The organism is Pseudomonas sp. KSR10, from assembly GCF_022355455.1.
GTDB lineage: Bacteria > Pseudomonadota > Gammaproteobacteria > Pseudomonadales > Pseudomonadaceae > Stutzerimonas > Stutzerimonas stutzeri_E.
Genome location: NZ_JAKOEN010000016.1, coordinates 128743 through 149020, shown reverse-complemented (window position 1 = coordinate 149020; position 20278 = coordinate 128743). Strand labels below are relative to the sequence as shown.

The 20278-nt window shown below is 61.8% G+C and carries 18 protein-coding genes; 6 read left to right on the top strand and 12 right to left on the bottom strand.

All coding sequences use genetic code 11. The features are described 5' to 3' along the window. Nucleotides 1–40: 40 nt before the first annotated feature. The 6 genes from MCB86_RS07660 to mreB all read right to left on the bottom strand — a co-directional run bounded on the left by MCB86_RS07660 (nt 41) and on the right by mreB (nt 8855). Complete coding sequence (locus MCB86_RS07660) at nt 41–3844, bottom strand: YhdP family protein (protein ID WP_239610510.1); 3804 nt, start codon at nt 3842–3844, stop codon at nt 41–43. Between the two features lie 49 nt (nt 3845–3893). Then, nucleotides 3894–5351, bottom strand: a complete 1458-nt coding sequence (gene rng, locus MCB86_RS07655) for a ribonuclease G (RefSeq protein WP_045163520.1) — start codon at nt 5349–5351, stop codon at nt 3894–3896. 248 nt (nt 5352–5599) lie between these two features. After that, on the bottom strand, nt 5600–6190 hold the full coding sequence (locus MCB86_RS07650) for a Maf family protein (protein WP_239610509.1): 591 nt from the start codon (nt 6188–6190) through the stop codon (nt 5600–5602). An 84-nt stretch (nt 6191–6274) separates the two neighbouring features. Continuing rightward, entirely contained in the window at nt 6275–6763 is a 489-nt protein-coding gene (mreD, locus tag MCB86_RS07645; protein ID WP_045163522.1) for a rod shape-determining protein MreD, read from the bottom strand. After that, nucleotides 6760–7716 carry a rod shape-determining protein MreC gene (mreC, locus tag MCB86_RS07640; protein ID WP_155397668.1) on the bottom strand — a complete coding sequence of 319 codons (957 nt, stop codon included), beginning with the start codon at nt 7714–7716 and terminating at the stop codon, nt 6760–6762. Before mreC ends, mreD begins: the two co-directional genes overlap by 4 nt. Nucleotides 7717–7817: 101 nt before the next feature. Beyond that, on the bottom strand, nt 7818–8855 hold the full coding sequence (gene mreB, locus MCB86_RS07635; protein WP_025242938.1) for a rod shape-determining protein MreB: 1038 nt from the start codon (nt 8853–8855) through the stop codon (nt 7818–7820). 314 nt (nt 8856–9169) lie between these two features. Between mreB and gatC the strand changes: the two genes are divergently transcribed. From gatC to MCB86_RS07605, 6 genes are all read left to right on the top strand, one after another. Next, nucleotides 9170–9457 carry an Asp-tRNA(Asn)/Glu-tRNA(Gln) amidotransferase subunit GatC gene (gatC, locus tag MCB86_RS07630; RefSeq protein WP_045163524.1) on the top strand — a complete coding sequence of 96 codons (288 nt, stop codon included), beginning with the start codon at nt 9170–9172 and terminating at the stop codon, nt 9455–9457. Between the two features lie 14 nt (nt 9458–9471). Next, a complete protein-coding gene (gene gatA, locus MCB86_RS07625) occupies nt 9472–10923 on the top strand; it encodes an Asp-tRNA(Asn)/Glu-tRNA(Gln) amidotransferase subunit GatA (RefSeq protein ID WP_239610508.1) in 1452 nt (483 codons plus the stop codon). A gap of 11 nt (nt 10924–10934) precedes the next feature. Next, nucleotides 10935–12380, top strand: a complete 1446-nt coding sequence (gene gatB / locus MCB86_RS07620) for an Asp-tRNA(Asn)/Glu-tRNA(Gln) amidotransferase subunit GatB (protein WP_239610507.1) — start codon at nt 10935–10937, stop codon at nt 12378–12380. A gap of 152 nt (nt 12381–12532) precedes the next feature. After that, nucleotides 12533–12919 (top strand): septal ring lytic transglycosylase RlpA family protein, encoded by a 387-nt coding sequence (locus tag MCB86_RS07615; RefSeq protein WP_045163526.1) that lies wholly within the window; start codon nt 12533–12535, stop codon nt 12917–12919. Nucleotides 12920–12948: 29 nt separating this feature from the next. Next, nucleotides 12949–14034, top strand: coding sequence for a calcium/sodium antiporter (locus tag MCB86_RS07610; protein ID WP_239610506.1), 1086 nt, complete (start codon nt 12949–12951; stop codon nt 14032–14034). A 31-nt stretch (nt 14035–14065) separates the two neighbouring features. Continuing rightward, complete coding sequence (locus tag MCB86_RS07605; protein ID WP_045163528.1) at nt 14066–15154, top strand: calcium/sodium antiporter; 1089 nt, start codon at nt 14066–14068, stop codon at nt 15152–15154. A 77-nt stretch (nt 15155–15231) separates the two neighbouring features. Here the strand turns inward: MCB86_RS07605 and MCB86_RS07600 are convergent, their stop codons facing one another. The 6 genes from MCB86_RS07600 to MCB86_RS07575 form a co-directional block, all read right to left on the bottom strand. Then, nucleotides 15232–15651 carry a polymer-forming cytoskeletal protein gene (locus tag MCB86_RS07600; RefSeq protein WP_045163529.1) on the bottom strand — a complete coding sequence of 140 codons (420 nt, stop codon included), beginning with the start codon at nt 15649–15651 and terminating at the stop codon, nt 15232–15234. Nucleotides 15652–15667: 16 nt separating this feature from the next. Beyond that, on the bottom strand, nt 15668–16012 hold the full coding sequence (locus MCB86_RS07595) for a hypothetical protein (protein WP_239610505.1): 345 nt from the start codon (nt 16010–16012) through the stop codon (nt 15668–15670). After that, nucleotides 16005–16985, bottom strand: coding sequence for a M23 family metallopeptidase (locus MCB86_RS07590; RefSeq protein ID WP_239610504.1), 981 nt, complete (start codon nt 16983–16985; stop codon nt 16005–16007). The genes MCB86_RS07595 and MCB86_RS07590 overlap by 8 nt, the downstream gene beginning before the upstream one ends. Nucleotides 16986–17163: 178 nt before the next feature. Beyond that, nucleotides 17164–18105: an AEC family transporter gene (locus tag MCB86_RS07585; RefSeq protein WP_239610503.1), complete on the bottom strand. Its 942-nt coding sequence runs from the start codon at nt 18103–18105 to the stop codon at nt 17164–17166. Nucleotides 18106–18302: 197 nt separating this feature from the next. Next, a complete protein-coding gene (locus MCB86_RS07580; RefSeq protein ID WP_045163533.1) occupies nt 18303–18863 on the bottom strand; it encodes a response regulator transcription factor in 561 nt (186 codons plus the stop codon). A 33-nt stretch (nt 18864–18896) separates the two neighbouring features. Beyond that, entirely contained in the window at nt 18897–20150 is a 1254-nt protein-coding gene (locus MCB86_RS07575; protein ID WP_239610502.1) for an ATP-binding protein, read from the bottom strand. Nucleotides 20151–20278 lie beyond the last annotated feature (128 nt).

Below are 20278 nucleotides of genomic sequence, written 5' to 3'. Positions count from 1 at the left end.
CTACCCCCTGCGGCGCTCAGCCGCTCGCTGCAAATGGCACTCAGTTGGGCTTCTCGAAGGGTTTGTCGAAGGTGATCCTGGGCGCCTGCCATGGCCCCTCGACGTTGTATTGAACGGTGGCGAAGCGGGCGACCTTATCGCCCAGCAGCTTGTCGACGACGAACAGAGCACCACCGATGGCCGGAGCACCGACGATCAGCGCTGCCAATGGCAGGTTGTTGCTGACAGGAAGCGTCACCAGCAACTTGGCATCGATCTGATCCCTGACCAGATCCAATTGGCCATTCAACTCCAGATTGCTGGACGGCCCGGCCACCGTGAGCGGCTGCGATGTCACGTAAACCCCATGGGTCGCAACCAGCTCGGTCTGAATACGATCGTAGCTCAGACCTTTGCTGAACAGATCCGAGAAATCCAGCCGCAGACGCCGGCCGATCGAGTCGAAGTTGAGCAGACCGAAAACCCGCAGCGCCTGCGCGCCACCATCCACCTCGCGCAGCTGGCCCTTGCGCAGCCGAGCGTCGAGCCTGCCGGACAACCGGTTCAGGGCGAAGTATGCCGGCGAGCCGGGCCAGCTGCCGTCCACATCCAGACGAAAATCCCTGCTGGTGGTCGAAGGCGCGAACCCCCAGGCCAGCAATACATCGGCCACGTTTTCGCCTTCTAGCCGGCCCTTGTACCAGGTCCGTGTGGCATTCCAACCGCCGGCGCCGCCCAATTTCAGACCTTTCAGATCCAGGGCGAGATTCGAGAACATCACGCCATCCGAGCTCGGCCGCATCTTCAATGATCCAGACCCCATCAACTCTTCGCCCCGCAGCACCTGGGCCACGCTGATATCCATCGCGGGCAAGCGCTTCGGATCGACGGCTGCCAGCGCATCGCCAGGCGGCACCTGGGGGTTGCTCGGCTCGGCAGCAGGAAGTCGCACGCGCGACAGCTCCAGTGCGATGGGCTCGCCGTCGGTATCTGACAAGCGGACGGTTCCGGCCACCGTCTCGCTGTCCAGCCCAAGCAGCCATCCGGAGGAGTGGCGCCGCAACTCGACGGCGAGGTTGTCGATATGTGTACCAAAGCCATCAAAGGCACCAATGTCGAGGTTGGCCTGTCGCAGCATCGAGGCGCCGGTCTGATCCGCCGAAGATTGGCCATAAGTTTCCAACAACGCCTGCCATGCACCCAGCTCGAGCTGCGACAGCTCGCCTCGCACATAGAGGCCCTGATCGGTGCGCAGATTCGCCGCTCCACCGCCCAAGACCAGCTCGCCGCCACCTTCGGTCCAGTCACCGTTTGGCACGACGAATGCCAGTGCTGCCAGCGTCCCATGTCGCAGCGTGTAGCGCTGTCGATCGCCACCAAAGGTCATACGCAACGTGGTGTCGCGCCGCTGTTCGGCCGGCTTGCCGAACGGCACCGGTAGCGCCAGAGCGGTACCCAGCAGGGACGAATCGACTTGTAGCTGGTTGTCGGCGCCACTCAGGTTCAGGCTCAGCCTGAACGGCAGCTCTCCAGAGAGGGGCAGCGGCTGTTCGATCTTGCGCCACGCCAGAAGTCGCTGCAGAGCTACCGTGCCCGACGCTTCGATCCGTGTGGACGGGTCGCCCGGCGCCCCGGTGGCGGTGGCCTTGCCCTGTATCGGACTGCCCAGCGTCCGGCCGCGAAACGCCTTAGCGCTGAAGCCCCGTTCGCTGTCATAACGAAACTCGCCACTCAATGCGTCGAGCTGGAGGTCCGCCTGCCTGATGAACAGCGCGGCATCGGTACTGGAAAAGTCGGCAATCACCTGAGGTTGCTCGCCCTTGGCCAGCGGGATGTTCAGCTGGAGCGTGCCGCTCAATGGCCCCTCGCCGTGCCAACCTGCGAACAGCTCGCCCGTGCCGATCGGCGCCACCTGCATCAGCGTCAGTGCATCGCGCAGACGGCCGTCCACACGTCCCTCGATGCCTAGGCGCAGTGTCTGATCGCCCGCAACGTGAGGTATTTCAGCTGTGGCGTCATGTAACCGGCTGTCGAGCATCCGCCCATCGGCAAGACGGATCCGCACGCCGCTGTCCTCGATCAACACCTCACCCCTACCTTCGCGCAGTATTGGCCAGCCGGGCTGGAATGCGAGCTCGGCATCCTTCACCTTGAAATACAGACTCAAGCTGCGTGCGGCATCGTCGGCGTTCTTGTTTATCGAGCCCTGGTACTCGAAATAGCCCTGTTCGACAGTGCCGCTGCGAATCGCCGTGTTCAGCCACTCGCTTAACGCCGGACTCAGCGCCGGAGAGCGCGTCGGCAGATACTTCTCCGTAAAGCGGGCATCGCCGTCACGAATACCGACGCGCAGATCCATATAGTCCTCAGCCGCCGGATCGCGCATCAGACGGATCAGAAAGTCGCCGGCGATCTGCCCCTCCTCGCCCTCGACCTGCAAATAGGGTGAGGCAAGCGTGACGGCCTGATCGTCGAGCGCCCAACGCAAGCGACCGCGAGCACGATAATAGTCCCAGGGCCGCGGGAACAACTGAGCCAGATGCAGACTGAAATCCCGGTTATCGAAGCGCAGCTCGCCGCCGGCGAGATTGCCCTGTACCGCACCGCTGACGTTGTGCACGGCGGGCACCCAATCGTGCGCGGCCATGCTGACCGCATCGAGGTTGGCAGTGAATGCCAGACGTTCGTCGCGGGGTGCCGTCGGCCGGTAGTCGAGCTGAAGATTGCGCAGCGTTCCACTCGGAGCCAACCCGAGCAGGTATTCGTTTGCCAGTTCAGGTAGTGGCACCACGGCATGAACCAGTGCCGCTATCGGTCCGACGGCGGTGTGATCGGACTGCAGACGCCAGCGATCCTCAGCGATGTTCTGTTGGACCAGCACTGCCGTGTCCCGCCAACGGTTTCCTGCGAACGTGAACGCCAGGCCATCGAGCTGCAGCCGGTAGCCTTCGACCCCTCGGTCGAGATAAGCATTCACCGCCAGATCTTCGATCCGAACCGGCTCCCGCTGCGATCGACCCACACGCAGTATCGGTACGTTCAGTCGAGCCACCGCGCGGGCCAACTCATGCTCGCGCCAGTCAAGCCACACCTCGCCGCCGACCTGGAGCTGATCCAAGGCCCAGCTACCAGTCAGGCTCGCCGGCAACCAGGCCGCCCAGTCGCTCTGCGGCAGGCTGAGGTAGAGCTCGGCCTCACTGGCACGCCAGTCATCGGCCTGCACCCGCACCTGAGCATGCGTGCTCAGCGGTTGTCCGTCAGGCAGCAACACGCGCCCGTCGAGGCGCAAATGCTTGCCGGCAGTGTGCAGTTCGAGATTGGCATAGGTCAGGGTGACTGGCGCTTCGGTGTGCGCCTCGAGCGTGATCTGGCTATCCAGCAATCGCAGATATTGAATCCGCTGCAACTCACCCAAGAGCTTCGGCAGGTCAATCGGCCCCTGATCGTCGCGCTCGGGCAGACCGCCTACGCGCCATCTACCATCGGCACCCTGGACCAGGCTCAGATGGGCACCGACGAACTCCACCGTCCTCAATTTCAGCTGACGAGACAGAAGACTGGCAGCGATATCCGGTACCAGCGCAAGTTGGTCCAGCCGCATCGCCATGTCGCCTTCGCCGAGGATCACATCGTGGGCCAGCAACCTCGGCGAGAAACCCTCCCAGCGGCCTTCCAAGTTGCCGAGTTCGATCGGCACGTTCAACAGTTCGCGCGCCTTATTCTGGACTTCGAGGCGATACTCGGCGACCAGCGGCACCAGTTGCCGACCGAGGCTCACATAGAGCGCCAGCAGCATCAGGCCGATCGCACCCAGCCAGAGACTGCGGCGCAGGAAGACGAGAACAAGGGCCAGCAGCCGACTCATTTGGGTACGCTCCGCACACCCGAGCCCGGATGGCCAGGTTTGCATCTAGTCAGAGCAGCACCACGTCGTACTGTTCCTGGGAATACATGGTCTCCACCTGGAACTTGATCGAGCGCCCAATGAAACTCTCGAGATCGGCGACACTGCCGGACTCTTCGTCGAGCAGCCGGTCGATAACTTTCTGGTTCGCCAGCACGCGATAGCCTTCGGGCTGATAGGCGCGAGCCTCGCGAAGAATTTCGCGAAAGATCTCGTAGCAGACGGTTTCCGGGGTTTTCAGCTTGCCGCGTCCCTGGCAGCACAGACAGGGCTCGCACAGTACTTGCTCGAGGCTCTCGCGCGTGCGCTTGCGGGTCATCTGCACCAGTCCCAGCTCGGTAATGCCGATGATGTTGGTCTTGGCGTGATCCCGCTCCAGCTGCTTTTCCAGGGTGCGCAGAACCTGACGCCGGTGCTCTTCGTCCTCCATGTCGATGAAATCGATGATGATGATGCCGCCGATATTGCGCAGCCGCAGCTGACGGGCGATGGCGGTAGCCGACTCGAGATTGGTCTTGAAAATGGTTTCTTCAAGGGTGCGGTGGCCAACGAAGGCCCCCGTGTTCACATCGATGGTGGTCATCGCTTCGGCCGGATCGATGATCAGATAGCCGCCTGACTTGAGCATGACCTTGCGCTCGAGGGCTTTCTGGATTTCGTCCTCGACACTGTAGAGATCGAAGATCGGCCGCTCGCCAGGGTAATGTTCGAGGTGCTCACTCAGCTCGGGCATCAGCTCACCGACGAACTGGCTGACCTTCTGAAAATTTTCACGTGAGTCGATGCGGATCTTCTCGATACGCGGATTGACCAGATCACGCAGGGTGCGCATGGCCAGCGACAGGTCTTCATAGATCAGTGAGGGCGCGCCGGCGGTCGTCATCTGACCGTCGATCTGTTCCCACAGGCGACGCAGATAGCGGATATCCATGAGTATTTCATCGCTGCCGGCGCCTTCGGCGGCGGTGCGCAGGATGAAGCCGCCGGTTTCCTTGATGCCTTCAGCCTCGATGCATTCGGCGACCACCTGTTTGAGACGATCGCGCTCAGCCTCGTCTTCGATGCGCAGGGAGATGCCAACATGGCAGGTCTTGGGCATGTACACCAGATAACGCGAAGGTATCGAGAGCTGCGTGGTCAGTCGGGCGCCCTTGGTGCCGATCGGGTCCTTGGTAACCTGCACGACCAACGCCTGCCCGTCATGAACCAGCGCACTGATGGGTTCGACGGCGTTACCTTCACGGCTGGAGATCTCCGAAGCATGGATGAAAGCCGCGCGCTCCAGGCCGATGTCGACGAAGGCCGCCTGCATACCGGGAAGCACCCGCACTACCTTGCCCTTGTAGATATTGCCGACGATGCCGCGGCGTTGGGTACGCTCGACGTGCACCTCCTGCAGGACGCCGTTTTCCACCACCGCCACCCGGGACTCCATGGGGGTGATGTTCATCAGGATTTCTTCGCTCATTATTGTTCTCGGCTGATGGCGGTGGGGTGTGCCAGGCTGCTGAAAAACTATCTGCGTTGGCAGTGCGTCGTCAAAACAGTCCGGATCACCAGCCCAATCAAATGCCCATTTAGAGCACCTGAACAGCGCTCCTTCGGCTGTTCTGCTTCGTCTTTCCTGCCTCGCCTACGTTTCTCAAATGGCCTGATAGCAGCCGAAGCTGACAAGTTGGCTCGATTCTAACGGCATACGCCGCCAAGCCCCAGGCTCTATACCAAGCTTTTACACCAGTACCGGAGCCCATAGGCGTCGAGCAGCTGGGCCGTCTCACATAGCGGCAGGCCGACCACAGCCGAATAACTACCCTCCAGCTCGCTGACGAAGACCGCCCCCCAGCCCTGAATGGCGTAGCTGCCGGCCTTGTCCTGCGGTTCGCCGCTGGCCCAGTAGGCCTCGGCTTCGTCGACCCCGATCGGCCGAAAGCGCACCCGGCTGGTGACCAGACGCGTCACGCAGCCCGACGTGCTGGCCAACGCGACGGCGGTCATCACCTCATGCTGGCGATCGGACAATGCCTGCAGCATCGCCAGCGCATCCGCCTTGCCAGCCGGTTTGCCAAGGATGCGCTGATCCAGCACCACCGTGGTATCAGCGCCCAGCACGCACGCCGAGTCACGGTCGACCAGTGACAGACCGGCCAGGGCTTTCTCGCGAGCCAAGCGCTGAACGTAGATGTCAGGTGATTCCGTCGCTGCCGGCGTTTCGTCGACGGACACCGAAATCAGGGAAAACGGAACGCCGATCTGCGTCAGCAGTTCACGACGTCGCGGGGACGCAGAGGCGAGAAACAATTCGGACATGCCAGCTCCTTGGGTGCAACGAGCGGAGCAGATTCGCATATCCAGGCGAGCCCCGGAAGCAACCCAGCAGCAATCGGCAACGGCTTAGTAGACGTTGAAACGCCGCCGCGCCCACTGCAGGGCGACGAACACCCACGGCCATAGCAATGCACTGACCGGCACGGGGACGAGGAACAACAGCGTCGGTGGGCGATTACCGGTCAGCGTGTTGAGCCACAACTGCACCAGCTGGCCGAGCCCAAGAATTACCAGCAACACCAGACTCTGCTGCAGCAGCGGAAACATCCGCAGACGCTGCTGCAGACTCAATACGAGAAAGGTGATCAGAATCAGCGGCAGGCCGTTCTGCCCGAGCAAGGTGCCAGACAGCACATCAAGCATCAGCCCGAAGAAGAATGCCGCCGCCATGCCGCCGCGATGAGGCAAGGTGATCGCCCAATAAGCGATGAACATGCCGAGCCAGAGCGGGCGCGCCAAACCAAGACTGGCGGGCATGGGAGCGACACTGAGCAGCAGGGCCAGCACCATCGATAACCAGATGACCCAACCGTTATTCAGCCGCCCATGGATCATGGCCGCTCCTCGTTACTCGGTGGTGCCGCGTCTGGAGCAGCTGTATCTGCGGGGTCAGTTGTCGCCTGCGCCGCCTCGCGGTCGGCCGATTCCTGAGCCTTCGCGGCCGCAGTGGCGCGCTCTTCCGGCGTCCGCGCATCACTGAAGACCAGCAACAGGTAGCGACTACGATTGAGCATGGCGGTGGGGATGGCGCGGACGATCAGGAAAGGCTGCCCGGAACCGCGCACCACCTCGGTGACCTGCGCAACCGGATAACCGCTAGGAAAGCGCTGTCCGAGCCCAGAGCTCACCAGCAAATCGCCCTCTTTGATGTCGGCTGTCTCGGCGACATGGCGCAGCTCGAGATAGTCGGGGCTGCCGGTGCCTACCGCGATCGCGCGCAGACCGTTGCGATTGACCTGTACCGGAATGCTATGGGTCACGTCCGTCAGCAGCAGCACCCGGGCAGCGTAGGGCATGACCTCGACGACCTGCCCCATCAATCCGCTGGCGTCGAGTACCGGCTGACCGAGAAACACGCCGTCGCGCTCGCCCTTGTCGATCAAGATGCGATGAGTGAAGGGGTTGGGATCCAGTCCGATCAGCTCGCTGACGATCACCTTGTCGTCGACCAGGGCGGCGGAATTGAGCAGCTCGCGTAGGCGCACATTCTGCTCGGTGAGCATCGCCAGCTTCTGCAGGCGCCGCTGCATCAACAGCGCCTCCGCCTTGAGCTTCTCGTTCTCGGCCACCAGGCTGGTGCTGCTGCTGATCTGCTCGGTGGCCCGCTGCCAGGTCCGCACCGGCAGGTCAGCCAGCCAGTAAAAGGGCGTCAGTACCAGTCCCATCTGGCTGCGCAAGGGCTTCAGCGTCTCGAAACGAGCATCCACTACCATCAACGCGACACAGAGCACGGAGAGCACCAGCAGGCGAACTCCGAGCAAGGGTCCTTTGGCGAATAGTGGCTTGATGGGCGGGTCCTCGCAGCTGCAGGCTTCAAACTAAACGCGACAAGCCGAGAGCAGGCCTGGGGCTTGCTGTCGGCTTGTGCTTGGAGCTTATCGCTTGGAGATCACTCCGTGGACAACAGATCCATGGCATGACGGTCCATCATTTCCAGCGCTCGACCGCCACCACGTGCCACACAGGTCAGCGGCTCTTCGGCCACGATGACTGGCAGGCCGGTTTCCTGCGCCAACAGCTTGTCGAGATCACGCAACAATGCGCCGCCACCGGTCAGTACCAAGCCGCGCTCGGCGATATCCGAAGCCAGTTCGGGGGGGGATTGCTCCAGCGCGCTCTTGACCGCCTGGACGATAGTCGCCAGCGACTCCTGCAGCGCTTCGAGGACCTCGTTGGAGTTGAGCGTGAAGCTGCGCGGCACACCTTCGGCTAGGTTACGGCCACGAACGTCGACTTCACGCACATCACTGCTCGGGAACGCGGTGCCGATTTCCTGCTTGATCCGTTCGGCGGTGGATTCACCGATCAGGCTGCCATAGTTGCGGCGTACATAGGTGACGATGGATTCATCGAAGCGGTCGCCGCCTACACGCACGGACTCGGCATAGACCACGCCGTTGAGGGAAATCAGCGCGATCTCGGTGGTACCGCCACCGATATCGACAACCATTGAACCGCGCGCTTCGTCGACCGGCAGTCCAGCGCCGATGGCCGCGGCCATCGGCTCTTCGATCAGGAACACCTCACGTGCGCCAGCACCGAGTGCCGATTCCCGAATCGCGCGGCGCTCGACCTGGGTCGATTTGCAGGGCACGCAGATCAGAACACGCGGGCTGGGCTGCAGGAAACTGTTTTCATGAACCTTGTTGATGAAGTACTGCAGCATCTTTTCGCACACGCTGAAATCGGCGATCACGCCGTCTTTCATCGGGCGGATGGCGTTGATGTTGCCAGGGGTCCGGCCGAGCATGCGTTTGGCGTCGGTGCCCACCGCGACAACACTTTTCTGGTTGCCGTGGGAGCGAATGGCAACCACTGACGGCTCGTTCAGGACGATGCCACGGTCGCGCACATAAATGAGGGTATTGGCAGTGCCCAGGTCGATCGACAAATCGCTGGAAAACATGCCACGCAGTTTTTTGAACATGGGGAAAGGGCCCTGGGGCAAACGCGTGGGGAAAAAAGTGCCGCAAACTCTAACAATGGTGCGAACTTAGGGCAAGGCGCTCGTAGACGCGCGTCTGGCCATACGTGAGCCACTGCCCAAAATATAACCAACAGCAAAAACCCGCCGGATGAGCGGCAAGCCGCAGCCGCGCTACCGGCAAGCGCCGCAGACATGTAAGATTGACGGCTTTTCCGGGCTCGAATGCCCACTGCTGCGGCTCGCACCCTGCTGCTCTTGCGTCGGCCTTTGCCGACGGAAGGCGTACCCGATTCGCTTCCCGCTGGAGAATCCCGATGGCGCTTGAACGCTCCGAGGTGGAAAAGATCGCTCATCTGGCCCGTCTAGGCCTGAATGAAGCCGACCTGCCCCGCACCACCGAGACCCTGAACAACATCCTGGGCCTGGTCGATCGCATGCAAGCGGTCGACACCACCGGCATCGAGCCGCTCGCTCATCCGCTGGAAACGCATCAGCGCCTGCGCGCCGACGCCGTCACCGAACGCAATCAGCGCGACGCCTACCAGGCCATCGCCCCGGCCGTGGAAGACGGCCTGTATCTGGTTCCGCGGGTGATCGAGTAATGAAGGACGCCGACATGCATCAATTGACCCTCGCCGAAATCGCTCGCGCTTTGGCCGACAAGCGCTTCTCGGCCGAAGAGCTGACCCGTGCGCTGCTCACGCGCATCCAGACGCTCGACCCGCAACTGAACAGCTTCATCACCGTGACCGAAGAGCAAGCCCTGGCTCAGGCCCGAGCAGCCGATGCACGCCGCGCCAATGGTGAAAGCGGCTCGCTGCTGGGCGCACCGATCGGTCACAAGGATCTGTTCTGCACCGAGGGCGTACGCACCAGCTGTGGTTCGAAGATCCTCGACAGTTTCAAATCGCCCTACGATGCCACGGTCGTCGAGCGACTCGCTGCAGCCGGCTCCGTCTCGCTGGGCAAACTGAACATGGACGAGTTCGCCATGGGCTCGGCCAACGAGTCGAGTTTCTACGGCGCGGTGAAGAATCCCTGGGACCTGACCCGAGTGCCCGGTGGTTCTTCCGGCGGATCGGCCGCGGCAGTGGCGGCGCGCCTGTTGCCCGCCGCAACCGGCAGCGACACCGGCGGCTCGATCCGCCAACCCGCGGCACTGACCAACCTCACCGGCCTCAAACCGACCTACGGACGCGTTTCACGCTGGGGCATGATCGCCTATGCCTCGAGCCTCGATCAGGGCGGCCCGCTGGCCCGCACAGCCGAAGATTGTGCACTGATGCTCGGCGCCATGGCCGGCTTCGATCCGAAGGACTCCACCAGCGTCGATCAACCGCTGGATGATTACCTCGCCGCCCTCGACAAGCCGCTGACCGGCCTGCGCATCGGCCTGCCAAAGGAATACTTCGGCGCCGGCCTGGACGCGAAGATCGCCGATGCGGTGATGGCTGCGGTCGATGCGCTGAAGAAGCTCGGCGCAACGGTGAAAGAAATCAGCCTGCCGAACATGCAGCACGCCATCCCTTCCTATTATGTGATCGCGCCAGCCGAAGCCAGCTCCAACCTATCGCGCTTCGATGGCGTGCGTTTCGGCTATCGCTGCGAAGATCCGACCGACCTGACCGATCTCTATAAGCGTTCGCGCGCCGAAGGCTTCGGTGACGAGGTCAAGCGGCGGATCATGGTCGGTACCTATGCGCTGTCCGCGGGCTACTACGACGCCTACTACCTCAAAGCGCAGAAGATCCGCCGGCTGATCAAGAACGACTTCGTCAGTGCGTTCGACGAAGTGGACGTAATTCTCGGCCCGACCACGCCCAACCTGGCTTGGAAGCTCGGCGAGAAGAACGCTGACCCGGTCTCGGCCTATCTGGAGGACATCTACACCATCACCGCCAACCTGGCCGGCATCCCCGGGCTCTCGATGCCGGCGGGGTTCATCGATGGCCTGCCGGTCGGTGTGCAGCTACTGGCGCCCTATTTCCAGGAGGCGCGTCTGCTCAACGTGGCGCACCAGTACCAGCAGGTCACTGATTGGCACAAACAAGCACCGAGCGGATTCTGAGGAGATAGAAGATGCAATGGGAAACCGTCATCGGGCTGGAAATCCACGCACAGCTCGCAACCCAGTCGAAGATTTTCTCCGGCAGTGCCACCACTTTTGGTGCCGAACCCAACACCCAGGCCAGCCTGGTTGACCTGGGCATGCCTGGCACGCTGCCGGTGCTCAACGCCGAAGCCGTGCGCATGGCCTGCAAGTTCGGTCTGGCAATCGATGCCGAGATTGCCGGGCAGAACGTCTTCGCCCGCAAGAATTATTTCTACCCGGACCTACCCAAGGGTTACCAGACCAGCCAGATGGATCACCCCATTGTCGGCAAGGGATTCCTCGACATCGCCCTGGAAGATGGCTCGCAGAAGCGCATCGGCATCACCCGCGCGCATCTGGAAGAAGACGCCGGCAAGAGTTTGCATGAAGACTTCCACGGCATGAGCGGAATCGACCTCAACCGCGCCGGCACGCCGTTGCTGGAAATCGTCTCAGAGCCGGACATTCGCAGCGCCAAGGAAGCGGTGGCCTACGTCAAGGCCATCCATGCGTTGGTGCGCTACCTGGGGATTTGTGACGGCAACATGGCTGAAGGCTCGCTGCGTTGCGACTGCAACGTTTCGGTACGCCCCAAAGGCCAGGCCGAGTTCGGCACCCGCGCCGAGATCAAGAACGTCAACTCCTTCCGTTTCATCGAAAAGGCGATCAACCACGAGGTACAGCGCCAGATCGAGCTGATCGAGGACGGCGGCAAGGTGGTGCAGGAAACCCGCCTGTACGACCCGAACAAGGACGAGACGCGCTCGATGCGCAGCAAGGAAGAAGCCAACGACTACCGCTACTTCCCCTGCCCGGACCTGCTGCCGGTGGTAATCGAACAGAGCTTCCTCGACGAGGTGCGCGCCAGCCTGCCGGAACTGCCCGTAGAGAAGCGCGAGCGTTTCCAGCGCGAATTCGGCCTGTCGGCCTATGACGCCGACGTCCTGGCTGCCAGCCGCGAAATGGCTGACTATTTCGAGGCGGTACAGCAGGCTTGCGGCGACGCCAAGTTGGCCGCCAACTGGGTCATGGGCGAACTCTCCAGCCTGCTCAACAAGGAAGGCCTTGAGATCGACCAGTCGCCGGTATCGGCCGAGCAACTGGGCGGCATGATCCTGCGCATCAAGGACAACACCATCAGCGGCAAGATCGCCAAGATGGTCTTCGAAGCCATGGCGACCGGCGAAGGCTCAGCCGATGCGATCATCGAGAAGAAGGGCCTCAAGCAGGTCACCGACTCCGGTGCCATCGAGAAGATGCTCGACGAGGTGCTCGCCGCCAACGCCGAGCAGGTCGAGCAATACCGCGCCAGCGATGAAGCCAAGCGCGGCAAGATGTTCGGCTTTTTCGTCGGCCAGGCGATGAAGGCGTCCAAGGGCAAGGCCAACCCCGGCCAGGTCAACCAGCTGCTCAAAAGCAAGCTGGAAGGCTGATTGACGGGGCGGGTCGTCAGGCCCGCCCCGCTTGCCCCGCCGCGCACCGCGCCGCTCGACGAGCGGCGACAGGTTGAACGGCTGTCTGGGTTGACGTTCAAAAGCTTTCCAGGCCATAGAACTGATCAGTCCCGCCCGGGAAGGATTGACGCATGCGAACCAGACTGCTGCTCATTGCACTGCCCTTGGCGCTGTTTGGTGGTTGTGGCGACACCCAGGAGGCCTACTCCAAAGCCAGAAACAGTTTTACCCAGCAAGGCATGGCTTCCTACTACGCGCGCAGCTTTCATGGCGAGGAGACTGCCAGCGGCGAAACCTTCAACCAGAACGAACTGGTCGCTGCGCACAAGACGCTGCCATTCGGTACGCAGGTGAAGGTAACCAACCTGGACAACGGAAGACAGGTTACGGTGCGAATCGTCGATCGCGGCCCGTTCGAACCAGGACGAATAATCGATCTATCGAGGGTCGCTGCTGCCAGGATCGACCTGCTCGAAGATGGCATCGCCAGGGTAAAAATCGAAAAAGTGAACCGATAGAACACGCACGTCCCACATCCGGAGTTTCGATGAGTTTGTTGACATTCGCCTATCTGATCGGCGGACTGGTATTGCTGGTGCTAGGCGCCGAAGCATTGGTACGCGGAGCCGTGAAGCTGGCCGCGCGCTTTGGTATTTCGCCGCTGATCATTGGCTTGACCGTCGTCGCGTTCGGCACCAGCGCACCGGAAACGGCGGTCAGCATCCAGGCCTCGTTGAACGGGAGCGGTGACATTGCCGTCGGCAATGTAATCGGCAGCAACATCGCCAACATTCTGCTGATTCTCGGGCTATCCGCACTGGTGGCTCCGTTACTGGTGTCGCGTCAGCTGGTGCGCCTCGACGTGCCGGTAATGATCGCTGCCGGAGTGCTGACCTTCGGCCTCGCTTCGAATGGCACCGTAAGCCGTCTGGACGGATGCATTCTGCTGGCGCTTCTCCTGGCCTATACGTTGTTTCTGGTCATTGCCAGCAAACGCGAGACGCAACGTGCGCAGCGGGACGAGTTCGCCGTGGAGTATGGCGCCGAGGAGCAGGCCAAGCCATTCGGCTGGGTATTGCAGCTGTTGTTGATCCTGCTTGGGCTGGGCCTGCTCGTTGCCGGGTCCAACCTGCTGATCGAAGGCGCGGTGGCCTTGGCGCGAGCGCTCGGCCTGTCGGAGCTGGTCATCGGCCTCACCGTGATTGCCGTCGGCACCTCGCTGCCCGAATTGGCGACTTCATTGCTGGCCGTGTACCGCGGCGAGCGCGATATCGCTGTTGGCAATGTCGTTGGCAGCTGCATCTTCAACCTGTTGCTGGTGCTCGGTGCCGGGGCATTGGTGTCGACCAACGGCCTGTCCATTTCGCCCAATGCTCTGGTCTTCGATCTGCCGGTCATGCTCGCGGTATTTGCCGCCTGCCTGCCAATCTTCTTCTCTGGCTATCGAATCAATCGCTGGGAAGGCACGATGTTCTTCGGCTACTACCTGGCCTACACGCTCTACTTGGTGCTGTTTTCCACCGGCCTACCGGCGATTAATCTGCTACGTCATGCAATGACTTGGTACGTATTGCCCTTGACCGCCATCACGCTTTTGGTGATCTTTCTGCGCGCCTGGAAATACCAGCGCTGAGCGATGCCTTTCACTCCTGGAGCGCCCTTTCGTGTCCCTGATGACGTTCGTCTATTTGATAGCCGGTCTGGTGCTTCTTGTCGCCGGCGCCGAGGTTCTGGTGCGCGGCGCGGCCAAACTGGCAGCCCAGTTCGGCATCCCGCCGTTGATTATCGGCCTCACCGTCGTGGCCTTTGGTACCAGTGCGCCGGAGACGGCGGTGAGCGTGCAGGCATCGATAAACGGCAGCGGCGATATCGCTATCGGCAACGTGCTCGGGAGCAATATCGCCAACGTTCTGCTGATTCTCGGCATGACCTCGCTGGTCGCGCCGCTGATCGTTTCCCGTCAGTTGATTCGCCTCGATGTACCGATCATGATCGGCGCCAGCTTGCTCACCTACGCCCTGGCCTGGGACGGTACGTTAAGCCGGCTCGATGGCGCGCTGCTATTTGCCTTGGTTGTCAGCTACACGTTTTTCCTGATCATCAGCAGCCGCCGCGCCAGTGCAGCTGCAACCGCCGACGATGAGTTCGCCAGAGAATTTGGCCTCGATGCGCAACCCAAGCCCTACGCCAGCCTGATCAACGCGGGCCTGGTGATAGCCGGCTTGGTGCTGTTGGTGGGCGGTTCCCATTTTCTGGTGGAAGGTGCGGTATCGCTGGCCCGAGCGCTGGGTCTGTCGGAATTGGTGATCGGCCTGACCGTTATTGCCGTCGGCACTTCGCTTCCCGAACTCGCCACCTCAATACTCGCCGCTATCCGCGGCGAACGTGATATCGCCGTCGGCAACATCGTCGGCAGCAACATATTCAATTTGCTCTGCGTCCTCGGGCTGGCCTCGCTGGTGTCGCCGGAAGCGATCGGGGTGGCCGCCAATGCATTGGCCTTCGATTTCCCAGTGATGATTGCGGTGGCCCTGGCCTGCCTACCGATCTTTTTCTCCGGCTATAGCATCAACCGTTGGGAAGGCCTGCTGTTTCTGGCCTATTACATCGCCTATACGCTCTACCTGGTGATGGTCAGCACCGGGCGTCCCTTTGCCGAGACGTTTGGCGATGCGATGATCGGCTATGCCGTACCGCTGACCACCGTGACCTTGCTGGTGATCGCCAGCCGGGCCTGGCGGAAGCAGCGTTGAACCCGTAGTGCTTTTTTCGATAGCTTTATCGGCAAACGCGCGACGGGCCGCAAAGCCCGCCGCGCGTTGCTCGCTGATCAGCCCTCGCGGACCTGCAGCCGTGGCAGTTCGACCACCTGTGCGGTCTCTTCGTCACCCATACGATTCAGCGTGCCATCGACCACGGCACCGTTCTCCATGCTCAATTGGCGGTAGCGGATATTGCCCCGCACTCGCGCGTTGGAATGCAGTTCAAGCAGATGCTCGACCACCATGTCGCCAACGACGGTGCCGTCGATCAGCGCATCGTAACTGCTGACGTTACCCTCGATCCGCCCATCGGTGCTCAGTGCCAGGAGGCTATGGGTACCTGGCTTGTGGCACACGTTGCCCTTTACGGTGCCACTGACTTTCAGCCCTTCCTCGAACTCCATATCGCCGATCAGCGAGACATTGCTGGAAATCAGGCTTGAAAACTGGTCGATGCTGACCCGCACCGCCTTCTTTTTGTTGAACATCATCTACTCCAAAGTATTAACGGGCTTTCTTCTGCTGCCGGAAGAACGCCAGATCCGTCTGTAGTCGCTCGATCTGCGCGGACAACCGGGCGATGCGCCCGAGCAACTGCTCCTGCGTCGCCTCGGCTTCCTGCCGCTGTAAGCGGCCCTGTTCGAGTGCGTCCTGAAGCATCAGATTTTCAGCGCCGAGGGTGGCAAGCCGTTGCTCGTACGCGGCGTGTTCATGGTCCCGCAGGTACAGCAAGGCGGCGATCAGACACAGCATCGCAACGCAGAGCAAAAGCCATGGGCGGATGGGACGTGCGGCCAGCAAACGGTGTTCGGCACGCACCAATTCGCGCGTATTGGACCTTCTAATCATCGGCCTGAGCATCGTCGGCCCGTTCAAGATCGCCAAGGGCGAGGAAGCGCTGCGGATCGACGAAGCGTCCGTTGTGCAACACCTCGAAATGAAGGTGCGGACCAGTGGAGCGACCGGTGGAACCGACCGCGCCAATCCGCTGCTCAGGGGTTACCAGATCTCCGGCCCGCACGTACCGTCGAGACAAATGCGCGTAGCGAGTCACGAGCTGGTTGCCGTGGTCGATTTCCACCACCTTGCCGTATCCGCCACGGGTACCGGCGAAACGAACCCGCCCTCCGGCCGCGGCGAGCACATCGGAACCGGCATGCAACGCGAAATCCACTCCCGAGTGAAAGGCGACCTGCTTTTTGAACGGGTCGATTCGATTGCCATAGGCCGACCCCAACCGCGCCGCACCGACAGGACGGCGAGATGGAATCGCCATGAGCGCGGCATTGCGCTCGGCCACGCGCGCCATCATCCCGTCGAGTACCACCCGCAAACAGAGCGCGGAGGTCTCGGTGCGCTGCAGATCATCCAGCGATACGCTGTCGGCCACCAGTGACAGCTCATCCGGACAGCCTTGTGGCGGCAGCAGGATGCCGCCCTGCCCTGAGCTGTCGGTCGGCTGCTCCGGCACCAAAAGTGGAAGAAGTGTTGGATCGAGGGCTGAAAGCTGTTCGCTGAGGATCCGCTGCTCACCCATCATTTCCTGCAGCGCGAGCACATCGGACTGCAGCGATTTCAACCGACCGACCACCTTACCTACGCGTGCAATGGCAAAACGACCTTCGCTGTCCAGACCAGGCTCGCCCAGGCGGGCGGACTCCTCCACTGAGCCAATATCCCGCCCGATCCAGACGCCGCCAGCGAAGGTTCCGAGATTGACCAGCAACAACAAAGCCAGCCCTGGGACGAGCCTACGGCGCAGGCTGACGACACGATTGGCATCGCGGGTCAACGAACGGTTCGAAGGAGTGAAAAACGGCATCGTGCAATCCCCAGAAACAAGGCGGCCACCCTCGGCAGGCAGCCGTCGGCATCCAGAGCAATGTGACCGAAGCGGCTATTTTTTTCTGAGGCCTATTGACCGATTGCGACCATTGCAGAGCGCCTCTTAAGCCCAAAGGCCGAAAAGCCGATATCGATCACAATCCCAACGGAGCGGGTTAGATCCAGCCCAGCCAGCCGAGCAGGAGAAGCCCGGCATTGATGCTCAGCGCCGCCATCAGCGTGGTGAGTACGATGATGATCGCGGCCAGTTGGTGATTGGCGTTCACCGCCCGTGCCATGACGAAGCTGGCTGAGGCCGTGGGGCAAGCAAAGTAGAGAAACAGAATACCCAGATCCGCGCCACGGAAGCCGCACAGCCAGGCTCCCACTGTCGCCAGCGCCGGGAGCCAAACCAATTTCATCAGGCTCGAACTCATCGCAATGCGACTGCTTTCGCGCAGTACCGATAGCGATAACGTGCCGCCGATGCAGATAAGCGCCAGCGGCAGGGTCAACTGTGCGAAATACTGGCCTGAGGTCATCAGCCAGTCCGGCAGCGGGATCCGCCAATAGGCGAAGGGGACGGCCAGCGTCACTCCGATGATCAACGGATTGCGCAGGATGCTGAGCAGAATGGCGCTGGCATTGGCGCGCCCGTCCGGGTTGTAGATGGCCAGAATCAACGCCGAGAGGCTGTTGTAGACCAGTATCACCAGACCCGCCAGAACGCTCCCCAGCGACAAACCGTAGTCCCCGTAGAGGCTGGTCGCCAGCGCCAGGCCGACGATGCCGTTGTTGCCACGGAACGCACCCTGGATGTAAACGCCGCGGTCCACCAGCGGGCAGCGCCAGAGCGCCCAGGCCCAGGCGAGAAAGAAAGTCGTCACGGTGGCGATGACGTAGTAGCTCAACAACGTCGGCTGCAGCGCGGCGTTCAGATCGGCGCGGATGATCGAGATGAACAACAGCGTTGGCATCGTGGCCTTGAATACCAGCGCCGAAGCCGTCTGGATAAAGGCAGCATCGATCCAGCCCAGTCGCTTGAGCGCAACACCGATGAACAGCATGACGAAGACCGGGGCGGTAATGCTCAGGGTCTGGATGGCAACTGAAAGCATGAATGGGCTCGGCGGCAGAGACGCCGCCTATGGTAGTCGCTTATGAGCTGGAAGCTGGAAGCTGGAAGCTGGAAGCTGGAAGCTGGAAGCTGGAAAGCCTTCGGTCCGCTTTGAATTCCGTCAACTTTACTTGCCGCTTTCAGCTGCTGTGCATGCACCCGCCGCCAGACGACTCGCTTCAAGCTTCAAGCTGCTTTTTACCGCCTTACCGGCCGCTTCTGCAGTTTGCGTTGCAACGTCCGCCGATGCATGCCCAGTGCGCGCGCCGTGGCGGAGATATTGCCGTCATGCTCGGCGAGCACGCGCTGGATGTGTTCCCACTGCAAGCGATCCACCGACATCGGGTTTTCCGGCACCAGCGTATCCAGATCGGCATGCTTGGAAAGCAACGCCGCCAGCACATCGTCGGCGTCGGCGGGCTTGCACAGGTAGTTGCAGGCGCCACGCTTGATAGCCTCGACGGCCGTGGCGATGCTCGAGTAACCGGTGAGAATCAGTACCTTCATCTCCGGGTCCAGTTCGAGCAGCTTGGGCAGCAGGACCAATCCGGAGTCGCCCTCCATTTTCAGGTCCAATACCGCGTAATCGGGCAGTTCCTGCTTCGCCAGCTCCAGGCCTTCTTCGGCCGATCCGGCGATGCTGACCAGCAGGCCCCGGCGACTCATGGCTCGGGCCATGACCCGGGTAAATGTCGGGTCGTCATCCACCAGCAGCAGATGAGGCTGTTCTTCGCCTTCGTGCTGCAACTCTTCGGTCATGTTCGCATTCCTCGCATTGTGGTCACGTCAGATTCAGGCCCGTACCGAACCACGCGGCAAGCGCAACTCGGTCAGGGTGCCACCGTCTTCGTGATTGTAGAGCTTCACCGTTCCGCCGGCGCGGGTAACGCTGGCCTGGCTCAGAAACAGACCGAGGCCGAAGCCCTTGCCCTTGGTCGTGATGAAGGGTCTGCCGATCTGCTCGGCGATGGCCAGAGGTACGCCAGCGCCATGATCTCGAATGGTCAGTTTGATCCACTGCGCGTCCCAGTCCAGACGAATGTCCAGGTTGTCCGGGCTGGCATCGGTGGCGTTATTCAGCAGGTTGAGCAGCGACTGCCCAAGATCCGCCGGCGGCATCAGCCGCGGCGGGGTGCCCTTGCCCAGGCACTGGAAACGATAGGTGGCCTCCGGGTGCATCAGATGCCAACGCTGTAGCACCAACTCGACCCATTCGCGCACGGTCTGCTCGACGACCGCCTGACGACGGTCCGCCTCCGCCGCACGCACAAGCTGGCGCAGACTTTCCTTGCACAACTGCACCTGCGACTGCAGCAGCGCCAGATCTTCGTTCAGCTGAGCTTGCTGGTATTCCTGACGCAGTTCCTTGAGCAGCACGCTCATGGTCGCCAGGGGCGTTCCCAATTCATGCGCGGCACCCGCCGCCTGTGTCGCCACGGCCAGCAGCTGCTGGTCACGCATGTTTTCCTCACGCCGTTGGGCCTGGAGCTGTTCCTGGCGCCGCAGCTGCTCGGCCATGCGTGCCACGAAGAAGGTGATCAATGCCGCAGCCAACGCGAAGCTCAGCCACATCCCGTAGACCAGCAGCGTGGTGCGATCGACCGGTGGCACGATGACCGGGTCATACCACACCAGCATCAGGGTATAACCCGCAAGCGCCAGGCCAGACAGAACCACCGAATACAACCAGGGCAGTGTCGCCGCGGCAATGGTAAGCGGCACCAGATAGTAGGAAACGAACGGATTGGTCGAGCCGCCCGAGTAGTACAGCAGCGCGCTGTGGATCAGCAGATCGGTGGCCAGATGCACGGCGTACTCGAACTCGGTCACCGGCCAGGGGCCGCGCAGTCGCAACGCCGTGCCCAGGCAGATCAGTGCAGAGACAGCCAGCGTGACCCCTAGATGAAACCAGGGCAGACCGAACAGCTGCGTAGCGTAGGCGAGCCCCACCGCGCCCGCCTGAGCACCCAGCACGAGGATGCGGATCAGGGTGAGCAGACGGAGGTTCTGGCGACTGGCAGACAGCAGGTGAACGGATGCGTACATGGGTTCTCCAAAGGAGTCGGGAGTATAACCAAGCCGCCTGAACGACAACTGATCTGCGGCAACGCGACGCACGAAAACCTGCACGGAGGCCGTCAACCCGCTAAAGTCTCTGCGCCGCACCGCTGGTG

Coding starts and splice junctions, on each gene's coding strand:
- MCB86_RS07660 (WP_239610510.1), bottom strand. CDS start 3,844: ATGAGTCGGCTGCTGGCCCTTGTTCTCGTCTTCCTGCGCCGCAGTCTC.
- rng (WP_045163520.1), bottom strand. CDS start 5,351: ATGAGCGAAGAAATCCTGATGAACATCACCCCCATGGAGTCCCGGGTG.
- MCB86_RS07650 (WP_239610509.1), bottom strand. CDS start 6,190: ATGTCCGAATTGTTTCTCGCCTCTGCGTCCCCGCGACGTCGTGAACTG.
- mreD (WP_045163522.1), bottom strand. CDS start 6,763: ATGATCCATGGGCGGCTGAATAACGGTTGGGTCATCTGGTTATCGATG.
- mreB (WP_025242938.1), bottom strand. CDS start 8,855: ATGTTCAAAAAACTGCGTGGCATGTTTTCCAGCGATTTGTCGATCGAC.
- gatC (WP_045163524.1), top strand. CDS start 9,170: ATGGCGCTTGAACGCTCCGAGGTGGAAAAGATCGCTCATCTGGCCCGT.
- gatA (WP_239610508.1), top strand. CDS start 9,472: ATGCATCAATTGACCCTCGCCGAAATCGCTCGCGCTTTGGCCGACAAG.
- gatB (WP_239610507.1), top strand. CDS start 10,935: ATGCAATGGGAAACCGTCATCGGGCTGGAAATCCACGCACAGCTCGCA.
- MCB86_RS07615 (WP_045163526.1), top strand. CDS start 12,533: ATGCGAACCAGACTGCTGCTCATTGCACTGCCCTTGGCGCTGTTTGGT.
- MCB86_RS07610 (WP_239610506.1), top strand. CDS start 12,949: ATGAGTTTGTTGACATTCGCCTATCTGATCGGCGGACTGGTATTGCTG.
- MCB86_RS07600 (WP_045163529.1), bottom strand. CDS start 15,651: ATGTTCAACAAAAAGAAGGCGGTGCGGGTCAGCATCGACCAGTTTTCA.
- MCB86_RS07595 (WP_239610505.1), bottom strand. CDS start 16,012: ATGATTAGAAGGTCCAATACGCGCGAATTGGTGCGTGCCGAACACCGT.
- MCB86_RS07590 (WP_239610504.1), bottom strand. CDS start 16,985: ATGCCGTTTTTCACTCCTTCGAACCGTTCGTTGACCCGCGATGCCAAT.
- MCB86_RS07585 (WP_239610503.1), bottom strand. CDS start 18,105: ATGCTTTCAGTTGCCATCCAGACCCTGAGCATTACCGCCCCGGTCTTC.
- MCB86_RS07580 (WP_045163533.1), bottom strand. CDS start 18,863: ATGACCGAAGAGTTGCAGCACGAAGGCGAAGAACAGCCTCATCTGCTG.
- MCB86_RS07575 (WP_239610502.1), bottom strand. CDS start 20,150: ATGTACGCATCCGTTCACCTGCTGTCTGCCAGTCGCCAGAACCTCCGT.